The sequence below is a fragment of the Paenibacillus sp. OAS669 genome (assembly GCF_014873645.1).
GTDB lineage: Bacteria > Bacillota > Bacilli > Paenibacillales > NBRC-103111 > Paenibacillus_S > Paenibacillus_S vulneris.
In genome coordinates this window covers 291,184-303,301 of record NZ_JADBDR010000006.1, presented here as the reverse complement: position 1 = coordinate 303,301, position 12,118 = coordinate 291,184, and the positions used below count along the sequence as shown (strand labels likewise).

Annotated in this window: 7 protein-coding genes and 1 riboswitch; of the genes, 3 read left to right on the top strand and 4 right to left on the bottom strand. The window is 48.6% G+C overall.

Annotation, left to right across the window (positions count from 1 at the left end; translation table 11 throughout):
- Positions 1-10: 10 nt before the first annotated feature.
- Positions 11-883: an SDR family oxidoreductase gene (locus GGC63_RS15815; RefSeq protein ID WP_192703126.1), complete on the bottom strand. Its 873-nt coding sequence runs from the start codon at positions 881-883 to the stop codon at positions 11-13.
- 156 nt (positions 884-1,039) lie between these two features.
- Positions 1,040-1,894, bottom strand: coding sequence for a helix-turn-helix transcriptional regulator (locus GGC63_RS15810; protein ID WP_192703125.1), 855 nt, complete (start codon positions 1,892-1,894; stop codon positions 1,040-1,042).
- A 376-nt stretch (positions 1,895-2,270) separates the two neighbouring features.
- A riboswitch (cyclic di-GMP riboswitch) is annotated at positions 2,271-2,364 on the top strand.
- Positions 2,365-2,569: 205 nt separating this feature from the next.
- Between GGC63_RS15810 and GGC63_RS15805 the strand changes: the two genes are divergently transcribed.
- Positions 2,570-6,220 carry a cadherin-like beta sandwich domain-containing protein gene (locus GGC63_RS15805; protein WP_192703124.1) on the top strand — a complete coding sequence of 1,217 codons (3,651 nt, stop codon included), beginning with the start codon at positions 2,570-2,572 and terminating at the stop codon, positions 6,218-6,220.
- A gap of 315 nt (positions 6,221-6,535) precedes the next feature.
- On the opposite strand, the gene GGC63_RS15800 is transcribed toward GGC63_RS15805, so the two are convergent.
- On the bottom strand, positions 6,536-8,401 hold the full coding sequence (locus tag GGC63_RS15800) for a sulfatase-like hydrolase/transferase (RefSeq protein WP_225948240.1): 1,866 nt from the start codon (positions 8,399-8,401) through the stop codon (positions 6,536-6,538).
- A gap of 321 nt (positions 8,402-8,722) precedes the next feature.
- Here GGC63_RS15800 and GGC63_RS15795 point away from each other — a divergent pair, with 321 nt between their 5' ends.
- Together GGC63_RS15795 and GGC63_RS15790 are read left to right on the top strand one after the other, a co-directional pair.
- Positions 8,723-9,826: a hypothetical protein gene (locus GGC63_RS15795; protein WP_192703122.1), complete on the top strand. Its 1,104-nt coding sequence runs from the start codon at positions 8,723-8,725 to the stop codon at positions 9,824-9,826.
- Between the two features lie 347 nt (positions 9,827-10,173).
- Positions 10,174-10,776 carry a class I SAM-dependent methyltransferase gene (locus GGC63_RS15790; protein WP_192703121.1) on the top strand — a complete coding sequence of 201 codons (603 nt, stop codon included), beginning with the start codon at positions 10,174-10,176 and terminating at the stop codon, positions 10,774-10,776.
- 23 nt (positions 10,777-10,799) lie between these two features.
- Here the strand turns inward: GGC63_RS15790 and GGC63_RS15785 are convergent, their stop codons facing one another.
- Positions 10,800-12,035, bottom strand: a complete 1,236-nt coding sequence (locus tag GGC63_RS15785) for an MFS transporter (RefSeq protein ID WP_192703120.1) — start codon at positions 12,033-12,035, stop codon at positions 10,800-10,802.
- Positions 12,036-12,118: the final 83 nt, after the last annotated feature.

Below are 12,118 nucleotides of genomic sequence, written 5' to 3'. Positions count from 1 at the left end.
GCTTTGATATTTAAACCTGCTTTAGCGCATCATCTGCATCCGTGGAATAAGCCAGCTCTTTCTGTGCTTCCAAAGCAGCCAGTCTTTCCAGCAGGGCTGTTCGGATTTGTTCATAGGCATCGCTGCCAAGTGCCATACGTACAGGGCCATCCCCCTGATCGACACGGTGTATAATCTGCTGCGCCATTTTATCCGGGTCGCCGACAACCATTTTATTAAACATGCTCATATCAATACCGGGCAGCTCGCCCTTCATCAGGCTCACAAGTTGTCCTGCTTCCTTATCCCGGTATGCTTCCATCCGCTCTGCGAATACAGCGTTGCTTGTAATGAAATTTGTGCGGATTCCGCCGGGCTCCACGATGGTTGTTTTAATGCCGAACGGCGCGGCTTCCTTGGCGAGCGCTTCGAAGGCTCCTTCAACCGCCCATTTGGAAGAACAATACAGCCCCATGCCCGGAATAGAATAATGACCCGCCATACTTGAAATCTGTACAATGTGCTCGCGGCCCTGTTTGCGGAAAAAAGGCAGGACTGCACGTGCTGCGCGCAGCGATCCAAGCACATTCGTCATAAACAGATGCTCGATCTGCCGGTCACTTGCTTCCTCCACCGCACCGTATAATCCATAGGCTGCGTTATTGACAAATACATCAATCGTGCCGAGTTCTATATAAGCACGTTCTACCACCTCAGCAACTTGCTTCGGGTTGGTCAGATCCAAGTGAGCCTGCCATAATTGAGAGCCATACTGTGCCTGCAGATCATCCAGCACACCCGGCTTACGTACCGTTGCGGCTACGCGGTCCCCCCTTTCCAGCAACCGGCGAGTAATGCATGAAGCCAAGCCTCCTGACGCTCCTGTAATGAACCATGTTTGCATGCTAAACACCCTCCAATTGTTGTATTCCTCTGTATCATACAAACAACCGGGGGGACCAGCCACAGCACGTTTATACTATTAATGGGAGTAACAGTCTAACATCGAGGGCCGTATTCCCGCCCCCGCCGATTCATTCCAGATGTAATAGGAAAGACACTAGGAAAGCTGCCTGTCCTGCTCCAGTATACGCAATAAGGTTTCCTCCGTACCTGAACCGGTTACCGGGACAAAGAAACACCAGTGCAGGCTTGGGTCATTATCAACTGCCGCCGCGGAATGGATCGCGAACTCCATCTCATGCCCGTCGGGAAGATGGAATAAAGCGGTTGTTACTCGCTTTTGCTTGATTTCATAAAGTTCCCAGAAATGCACAAACTCCTCACTTTCCCGTCTTAAGCGTTCTAGCCTTTCCATATACAACGGGTTGTCCTTATAGCGTTCGAAGCTTGCCCGCAGAACTGCTACGGAGTAACGGGCAAAGCCTTCCCAATTCACCAGTTTGTTGCGGTAATCCGGCTTAAAAAACATAATGTTCAGCATATACCGTTCGTTTTCCGGCATATTGCCGAAATCGGCTATGATCAGTTCTGCTGCCCGATTCCAGACGATAACATCCGTACCCTCATCCGTGATGAAAGAAGGATAATGCAATTGATCGACAATTTTTTGCAAAAATCCCGTATCCGACCCGCCGCTGTTCGGCAGGGTACCGGCGCTTGCCGGGTCTACATTGGCCAGATCGAACAGATGCTTCTGCTCATCTTCATCAAGCTGCAGCGCTTGGCTGATACTAAGCAGCACTTCCGGTGAAGGATTAACCTCTCTGCCTTGCTCCAGCCAGGAATAGTAAGTCACGCTCATATTGGCAAGATAAGAGACTTCTTCTCTTCGAAGCCCCGGGGTACGTCTTCGTCCGGGCAGCGGCTGTATCCCCGCCTCCGAAGGCTGCAGCCGTTCCCTGCGCGATTTGATAAAATCGCCCAATGCGGATGAAGAACGATTCGTTTTCATATAGGGTCCACCTTCCTTACATTCCTAGAGGGACATCACTACTCTCTCCATGATCACCGTATAAACAACCATATAAGAACATTGTAATCTCTGTAACCTGCAGATTTCCACCTCCGATGGAATGGATAGACAAAGAAGATGTTAAAATGCTCGATTTAGAACCGGGTACCAGGTAAACGTTATTATCAAGCCTGAAGCAAGATGCTAATCCTCCGATTGATAGACATGTTGCGACATGGCTGGCCGGAGTTGTTCAGAAATTGTTCAGATTTGTCAAATATAATGAAAATATTGGGACAAAAGTACCTTAACGTAATTTTACCCATAAATTATACTATGTCTGAGCTACTATCCATTACATATTTGAAAAGAGATCGTACGATAATAGCAAACCAGTCGAAAGGCTGGGACGCAAAGCTAAAGGGGCTAAGGGTTTGTTGTAAAATGACCAATGCCAGCCAGCTACCGAATACGACGGGAACCTCCGTCTATTAGCGAATGCCCGCTTTTGGACTGGGGTTTTTTGTATTTTTAAGATAGGGGGAGTTGCTAATGTCGAATGTACCCTGTTTGGAGGTGAGTAATAAAAGAGCGCGGCTTAAAGAAGAGGGGAGAACTCTGCTGAGTCGCCAGATTTGAGACTATGAATTTTATATATGGAGGAGTGAACAAAAGTTGAAATTAAAAAACCGAAGTATGTTATCGCTTCTAATGGCAATCGTTATGGTATTGACGATGATCCCTTTTCAGCCGTTAGAAGCAGAAGCAGCGGCAACGCCGACACTTGAACTCGGGAATCCTGTTGGAGTAACCGGGGCAACCTATCAGCTGCCTAATGCTGCATTTGGAAGTACAGGCGTTGTTGATACAAAGGGCGGGTACTTTACAGTTGCTGTAAATGGAGGCTCCATTACTCTTGGAACTCTATCTAGCGGTATTACCGAGTTGACTAATGGCATAACCATTAATGGTATTACTACTGATAAATCTACACCTGCAAATAGAGTGTTCAATTTCTCGGGTAGTACTAAGTATGAAGACATTCAAGCCGCTATTCGAAACATGACATTTACACCGGCTACAGGGCAAACTCAAAATGTCATTGTCAATGTAACACCAGGGGCGCCATTGACCGATGGAAAAACCTCTGTGCGTACCTATAATGGACGCCATTTTGTATATGTGGCAAGAGAAAGTAACGGTACCATGACATTCAAGGATGCTGTGACTACCGCAGAGGGCATTAACGGACATCTTGTAGAACCGGCAAAAGATAATCCTGGAGAAATGCTTGCGATTGCCAGTATGTTTAAAGAATTTAAGAGTTTCTGGTCAGGAAGCTGGTACTTTATAAGCTTTATTGGCGCTACCAAAACCTACAAACCTAATTGGGATACTTCTGTTGGTGCATACACAAGGTATGTATCAACGGGCTTCCAAACAGGTCTTGAAACCTCGAATGAGATTGTACCTAATGGAAACTACGATCATATTACACTTTTGCTAGATAAAAATAATACCAAAATAGGTTACTTACCCGTGCTTAATATACACGGCAGCAGTACATATAGAGACCCGGGAGTTATTGTCGAATATAATCCCGGTGTCATTGACAACATCACGGCCACCAAAGTTATGGTAGATAAAACACAGCTGCAAGCGGCGGTCGATAGGATCAATCAAGAGGGCTTGCAAGCAGCTGACTTTACGCCGGAGAGCTGGAAAGCGTTAGACGATGCATTGAAGAATGCACAGAATGTGCTCGGCAATCCTAATGCCACCCAGGAGCAAGTCAACGATGCATTGGCTGCTTTGGAATCGGCCCGCAAAGATCTTGTGAAGAGGGATCCGGTGCTTAGCGGGTTAAACCCTAGTGTTGGAGCTGCGGTATATGGTAACCCTTCGGCAGCAGCTGGCCAACCTCTTACGTTAACTCCAGCATTTGACGGGAAGTCGTATTTGAACTATAAAGCGACGGTAACGGAAGACGTATATAGCGTCGCCATCGCTCCGAAGACGGCGGACGAGAACAGTACAGTGAAGGTGATCTTCAACGGCCAATCGGTAGATGCGGAGGATTGGGCGAACTTGCCGCTTCAGCCGGGTCTGAATGTGATTGAAGTCGTTGTTACTCACACGAACGGCCAGCAGAATACGTATCGAATTGAAATTACGAAACCAAGCAAGGCCGTTGACAAATCCGCGCTGCAAAAGAGAGCGGACGAAATCAGCAGCGAGTCTTTGAACCCGGCAGCCTATACGCCGGAGAGCTGGCAGGCGCTGCAGGATGCGCTGAAGCAAGCCGATAAGGTATTGAATGATCCGAATGCAACGCAAGCTGAGGTGAATGCGGCGTTGGCAACGATGAACGATGCGCGTAATCGTCTGGTTTCAGTGAATGGCGAGCCTGGACTTGTCTCGCTCCAAGTGGGCGATGCGAACGGCAAACCGATCGCACTGACCCCGGCCTTCGACGGCCGGCAGTTGAACTATAAAGCCGTCGTATCGAACGAAGTGACTACAATCGGTATCGATCCGCAAGCGCTGCAGCCGGGCAGTAAAGTCGCCGTTACCTTGAACGGTAACCCGGTCAGTGCTTCGGACTGGAACAACCTTCCTCTCAAGGAAGGCTTGAATACAATTCAGGTGCAAGTGACTGGCCCGGACGGCAAGCAAACGACTTATACATTGGAAATCACCCGGACCACGAACAAGCTGGTCTCGCTTACTCCGTCCACCGGAAGCTTGAACCCGGCTTTCGAGTCGGACAAGGAAGCCTACACGATGACCGTGTCCGGCGGTGTATACCAGCTGCAATGGACGCCTGTAGCGCTCGATCCGGGTGCTAAGATCGAAATTGCCGTTAACGGAGGCACCTTCAGCGAAGTGGCCAGCGGAGCTATAAGCGCAGCACTTCCGCTCAACGTTGGTATGAATACGGTAACGGTGAAAGTGACCGACCGGGATGGCCGTATCAAAGAATATACAGTCACCGTCCTTAGAGCAACCTCCTCCGGAAGTAACCGGCCAAGCGGTGGAGGCGGAGGCGGCGGTGCTTCTAATTCCGGCGACATCGTTACAACGGTGAACGATAACCAAACCTCCTTCGCAGCACAAACGACAGAGAAAGTCGGAGACCGGAACGTTACTACCGTGAAGATCGATGGCGATAAGCTCAACGGCATCTTGTCCCAAGGGGGCGCGCAGCATCTGGCGATTCGCGTACCGGGCGATGGCGATGTACAAGTACAAGGCCTAACGGCAGCCATGGTCAAGCAGCTGAAGGATAGCGGCTCGAGCCTGGAAATTGGGAATTTGTTGGCCATCTATCCGGTGCCTAGCAGCCAGCTGGACCTTAGCGCGATCGCGAAGCAGTTCGGCGATGCGGCGCTTAACGATATTGCTGTGAATGTTACCATTCGGCTTTCGGAGCAAGCTTTCATCGACAACGCTCGCAGCCGTGCAGCGAATGGCGGCTATGAGCTGCTGGTGAATCCGGTAAGTCTCGACTTGGCCTTCTCCCGCGCAGGACAGACTGTCCGTTCGGAGCAACTGGACGGGTATGCGCCGAGATATATTGCACTTCCTGAAGGCATCGACCCGAACCGGATTACGACCGGGGTGATTGTGAACTCGGATGGAACGGTGAATCATGTACCGACTGTCGTTACGAAGATCAGCGACCGGTATTTTGCTAAGATTCAAGATTTGCGCAGCCATGGAAATTACTCCATCATTTGGAACCCGCAGGACTTCACTGATGTGAAGAGCCACTGGGCTCATAAGACGGTTAATAATGTAGCTGCAAGACTCATTCTTGCCGGAACGGGGAACAATGATTTCTCACCTGACCGCAACATCAACCGTTCGGAATTTGCGGTAATGGCCGCAACGGGTATGGGGTTAATGGGTCAGAAGGCCGCACAGAACACGTTCCATGACGTTGCTTCCACCGACTGGTATCACAATGGCGTATCCGTTGCCAGCGAATTCGGCATCGTGGAAGGCTATGAAGACGGCACGTTCCGCGGCGACCGGCAGATTACCCGTGAGCAGGGGATCGCGATGATCGCCCGGGCTTACAGCCTGGTTAGACCGCAGGATGCGGCCTTGAGCCAAGCGGAAATCGCAGCGGCGCTTTCGGTATACGGCGATGCGGCGAATCTGTCCGATTGGGCACGCGAGACAGTGGCACGGATGATTCGTGCTGGTGTTGTCGAAGGCAGCGCAGGTCAATTGCTGAAGCCGCAAGAAAGCATGACGCGGGCGGAAGCGGCAGCGCTGATTGAAAGAATGCTTAAGACGACCGATTTAATCGATAAGTAAACAGTTATACTAAACAACCATTGTCGACGTTCATGTCGTCGATGGTTGTTTTTTTCTTTGCGTATCATTTATCCAATAGCACCTTCCAGATTGATTTGATCAAGAACAGTTTCATGAGTGGTTCAGCGAAGATCTTGCAGGGCCACGGATTGGATGCCCTTAACAATTGCCGTTACAGACAGCATGGCAGACCTTACCGCGAGCGACGGCAATTTTTGATAATAAGAGGCTCAGAGCCGTATCCTGAGCCTTTTATGACCTTGGGATAGCGATAAATTGGTGCTGAGACGGCTGTCCTTGGCATTCAAAATAGCCTCACACATTGCCGCTGGATGGTGACAATCGTTTCTTCTGGCGTTGTTCCTTCAGCAGCACGGACATTCTCCTCTGAATTTTTCTGGATTCGTCCGTGGCATTGCTCGGAAATGCCAAATTGGTGACCTCCAGCGGATCTGCGGTTACATTATACAGTTCATATTGGTTCGGGACAGGTTCCGTTTTTACAGTAGTGAAGCAAATAGATTGATGAATCTGGCGAAAGGTTCCGTCCTTTAATAGAGCTGGAGCCTGCTGCGTTTGTTCATCTTGGATGCCCGGATTCGACCAGAATTGGGGATTATCGAAGTAAACCGAATACTTCCAAATCTCGCTGCGTCCATTCGTATGGAGCTCAGCAATCACGGTTTCAATATGCTTTGGCTGTACGACAGGTTCATAGGGGATTCCCAAGAGCCCATGTTTGACCGTGTTGGTGGTCGGGTCATCATCCGTCATGAAATAAAGAGGTTCCCCGGCTCGGTCCGGCTTGCCTTCCCCTAAGATCAAAGGAGATAAATCTCTGCCAACCAAGGGATGCACTTCCGTATGATCATTTTTTAAGCTTTGTTGAACCACATCGGCGTCAATTCCGGCAAGCCCAAGCATGGTGGGAAGCAGATCTACATTGGAGGTAAGTATATCCGTTGTTTTCCGGCCGTTAAACAGCTTGGGATTATGCATCAACAGCGGTACATGAATGGTCTCTTCATAAGCGTTATACCATTTCTGATGCATGCCGCCATGGGCGCCTAACATCTCCCCATGGTCTGAACTAAAGGTCACAATCGTATCTTCATAGAAAGAGGAGCCGCGGAGGCTTTCCAGTACCTTTCCTATTTGCTGGTCCACGTTTTTCTGAAGCTGAAAGTACAGTTGGCGGTAGAAATTCGAGTTTCCGGTAGGCTGGAAAACCCGGGGATACAGATCACGATAGCTTCGTTGGGCGTGAGGCTTCGTGCTTAGGGATTCGGTCCATGTCGGAGGCGGAGGAATATCGGGGATCGTTGGGTCTACTTCAAAGTTGAATTGCGGAAGCTGCCGCGTAATCTCTCCAAACAAGGTAATATCATGCGGGTTCACAAATGAGGAAACAATGAACCACGGCTTTGGTTCCGCCGAAGGATGTTCTCTTTGCTCCTGGTCCAGACGTTCGATCAGCTCTATGGTTTCCGCCGCGAACACCTGGTCTCTGCCTGCCAATCCGATGGCCGACGACGATCCGGAATCATGAGGACTTGAGCCATGCGGCTCAGGGCCGACCCATCCGTGGAACCCGTAATTGGCGAGGCGGTCCGCATTTAAATAAATATCAACTCTTTGCGGTCCGGGTACGCCGGTCTGCGGGTCGTAGCTGGGAAACGATTGATAAGTACCGGGAATCAAAATGTCCGGATGCGAAATATGCCACTTGCCTTTGTAAAAGGTTTGGTATCCCGCAGCTTCAAAGTAATCTCCTATGGTCGGGACTGTGTTCGGGTCAAGCCAAAATATCCCGTCCCCGAAAGGTCCCTTTCCGGGGCCGCTTGTCTGAGTCACTCTGTGCAAGGAGGGATAGTGTCCTGTAAATAAGCTTGCACGGCTCGGGGAGCATGCGACAGAAGCAGCATAATGACGTTGAAACTCTAATCCATTGCTGCGAAGATATTCCTGAGCCAGCAAGTTCTGCTCACGCCATGTTTTCAGTTCTGTGCTTTCGTAAACAGGGGGATAGCGTTCCTCATCTACCATAATTAGCAGAAAATTAGGTCTTTTGTTCAAGCGCTTATTGTCAAGAGAGTTTATAGAAAGCTCTTCTCTCCGATCGTTCTTTATGCCTGCCGATGACTTTGTAGAGCCTGTTGATGTACCCCTTTTTTTAGGCAATCGTCCAGTCCCCTTCCCTAAGTAAATATCAGTATTAAATATATGCTCTGAAAGAAATGGTAAAACCATGATTATGTACGCCGTGTTCAATTCCTCGAGGTTATCGGCCTTTTTGGTTACCTCCCATAAAAGAGAAAAATGATTTCTTGAGAAGGGGAATGCACTGTAGGCCACGAATATTTGTACCCAAAATGGCTTGAACCGGTATTAAGCAAAATGGGGAAGCGGTGTGGTAGAAAGACTGTGGTGGGCATATTTTGATGAAAAGATCGATCGTTCCAAATTCGGTGTTACAGTAAAAAAGAGGATGTGTCGGGAATTATGGGTAACCGGACGTTTTTGAGTGTTACTGCGGAGGCAGCAGATGGACGGTATGAAGATGTCGCTTTTGAGACGAACAATGTTCTTGCACCTTTGTGGTTCAGCTTGGTCAGTCAGGAGCAATATCAGCGTTATCGCGAGTGGCTTTTAACCGCTTGGGATGCGATTGAACCCCATCTGGAGCATGAGGATCTTGAGGTTTTGCCCGAATGGGAGGCATTTGAGAGGGCATTACATTGGCATATTCCATGGGAAGAGGCTGCAGCGCAATTGCGACAGAGCTTGCCGGTTATTTTAGCACGTTTTCCGGCGCTTGGTCCTTATATGTCAGAATGGTTGGAAACGTTATTTACACATGTGCGGTCGCATCCATCTCCGGTAGTTCATTTGGAACTGGCTCAGTATTTTGATTTTTTTACGGACCCCCTTCCGTACTTGGAGCAGATTGAGCATTGTCTCCAGCTATGGTGGCGTCCGGACGAATTATGGTTTGAGCGCTGGCACGATGACATGAATGCGTATCTGTTGGGGGGCGAACATTTACCGAAGAGAGAATGGGAGGGGGAAGACCGGAAAATGGTAGAAGCCACGGTTACGCCGCAGGTACCTTCGTCAAAAAAACATTCCTCGAAACGGTTGGAAGAATTCTATGTCTGGCTACTCGCTGCCGTATCGGCGGCGCTTTTTCTAGGAACATTGCTGTTAACCTCAAGCAAATGGCTGGCCGTACTAGCCTTCCTTCTTCCCGCTATCTGTATCGTGCTGTGGGAGCTGGTTATTCGCCCCAAGAAGATCCCCTCTACCAAGAAAGAAAGTCCGGCTCCACCACCTGTGCCAGCCAAAATTACGTATTACGAAGGTACTTCGCCAATAAAACCTCATGGCATCGAAGCCGTCAATTTGGATAATACCGAATCTTTCACTGTACCTTGGCATCATATTCTGCGTGCTCAAGTTAGCCTGCCGAATCAAATCGTGCTTATACCCCATACTGAATTTGAGAGTTTGTATCCGTCGCCAGCAATGGTTGTTCTTGATGACGAATTGGCGGCTGTACCTATCGCCGCTGCCGTTAATTGTATGGCCAATCTATCCCGGCTGTAGTCATATCAATAATTCTCTGATGACTCTGCCGCGGCAATGGCGCGATCTTTTGTCTATAACGGAAAAAGGAAAGACCGGTGGTCAACAAAAATTCCTTTAGGCTAGCTGTTCCGTATGAAGATTGGCAATATAATTGCGCAGACCTGCAAATGCTATACCGATATTCCCCATCATGGGGACGGGATTCAGCGCGAATAATCCTGTTGGTTAGTAGGTATGATTTGCATGAGGATTACAGATTCTGAGATTATGGTAGTTGAAGAGGTTATTGAGCAATTGAGCGAAATTCATTTTCATAACGTGATGGACCTGTTAGAACATATTTAACGGCAGAAGGAGAGAAACGAATGGGAAATACGGATAAGTTTGAAATGATAGCTAACCTATACGACAACCCCGAAAGAATCGAAATTGCAAAGGTATCATCGGAGGCTATTCGCACCTATTTAGTTGACACTAAAAGTAAGAATGCTATTGATTTTGGTTGTGGAACGGGTCTTGTCGGAATGAACCTGCTAAACGAGTTTCAATCCATGCTGTTTCTGGACACATCGCAAAACATGCTTGATCAAATCAAGCAAAAAATCTCGGGCTTCGATATTCAAAATGCAGATACCTTATGTTTTGATTTTGAGAAGGAAAGTGTATCGGATTTTCATGCTGACTATATTTTTATGGCTCAGGTTCTCCTTCATATTAGTGACGTCGAGTTGGTCTTATCAAGGTTATTTGACGTTCTAAATAAAGGAGGCCATTTACTGATTGTAGATTTTAATAAAAATGAAAACATAGAGTCAGATATCGTTCATAACGGATTTGATCAAGCAGAGCTGGCTAACATCATGACGAAAATAGGGTATAGGGATATTCAATCCCGAACCTTCTATACTGGAAGTAAAATATTCATGGGAAAAGATGCATCTATGTTTATTCTTGATTCTCAAAAGTAAGCTTCAAAGCGGGTGCCGCTGCCCTATTTAGCATCTTCGGAGACGGCCCGAATCTCCCTGCCTTCCATTCGCTTGATAGCGCTATGGGCCGGTCCCCTTCGCAAGCGGGCCAGCATCCCTGCGCCCAAGAGGGCGGTAAGAATAGCTATCATGACCATAGGGCTGTATCGATTCACCTGATATAGAGTGGTGCTTAGAATAGGGGCGATGATGGCGGCGATTCCCTGCATGGCCGCAACCAAACCGGCAACGCCTCCTTGCTGTTCGCTGCTTACAGAAAGAGAAGCGCCTGCCATAAATCCGGTCATCATAAAGCCTGACCCTAATCCAAATACAAAAAACGCCACATAGTAGAATGGAAGGTGAGCTGTAAGAAGGAATAGGAGCATGCTTGCGACGAGAATCAAGGAACCGAGCAGGATCATCGGCCGCGGCTCCCATTTCAGCCATTTGGACTGCACGATTTGGGCTGAGAACATGGCCATGCCCGTAAGCATTAAGCCGAAGGAAACTATCCTTGCCAACTGATCGGAGGGGAGACTCAGCTGATCCTGCAGATAAAACCCTCCAATGACTTGAATCGTTACGATCCCTATCATCGTGACTAGCGCCACGATTAAATAATTGCGCAAACCAGGTAGAAATGGGCTGACTTTGGTAGACCCCTTCGCTGTCGCCGGTTTCTTTGCAGGCATCAGCAGCAGAGTGATGAAATAGGCGACTATTGCAATCCCAATCCCAAAATATAAAGGCCACAACAAACCAAATAATGTAAATACACCGGCGATAGCCGGGCCGAGAATAAGCCCAAGCCCATTTGCCGCGCTTATGATCGCCATGCCGGTTCCTCTTTCCTTCCCCTCCGTCACATCTCCCATATAAGCTTGTGAGGAGGAAAGGATTGCCGGGATAAACATCCCGACCAAGCTTCGCGTGACGATCATCAGCAACAGCAGCAGTCCACCGTTAAGCCAGTGGTGGAGACCGCTATAGAAGGTGACCGCCAACAATAAAGTGCTGATGGACATACCAATAAACCCAATCAGGATTACCGGTTTCCGTCCCTTCACATCGCTGATATTCCCCCATACAGGAGCCATAACCGCCATCATAATCGATCCGACGGAAATAAGGATTCCGGAATGGATTTCCGTTAAGCCCAATTCTCGTATAAGCGAGGGGGTAATCGGCGCGATAAGCATAACTCCCAGCATGGCTACGAAAACACTGAAAAAAATGCTTCCCTTCATTTTGTTCATTCTTATACTCCTCTACACAATAGTATTGTTTGAAGAGGAGTATAAGGGATTTGCGGTAGGGACCGCTCCCGCGAAACGGAATC

Excerpts from the sequence above, each read along its gene's own strand:
- GGC63_RS15790 (WP_192703121.1), top strand. The coding sequence starts at position 10,174 with ATGGGAAATACGGATAAGTTTGAAATGATAGCTAACCTATACGACAAC.
- GGC63_RS15785 (WP_192703120.1), bottom strand. The coding sequence starts at position 12,035 with ATGAACAAAATGAAGGGAAGCATTTTTTTCAGTGTTTTCGTAGCCATG.
- GGC63_RS15810 (WP_192703125.1), bottom strand. The coding sequence starts at position 1,894 with ATGAAAACGAATCGTTCTTCATCCGCATTGGGCGATTTTATCAAATCG.
- GGC63_RS15815 (WP_192703126.1), bottom strand. The coding sequence starts at position 883 with ATGCAAACATGGTTCATTACAGGAGCGTCAGGAGGCTTGGCTTCATGC.
- GGC63_RS15795 (WP_192703122.1), top strand. The coding sequence starts at position 8,723 with ATGGGTAACCGGACGTTTTTGAGTGTTACTGCGGAGGCAGCAGATGGA.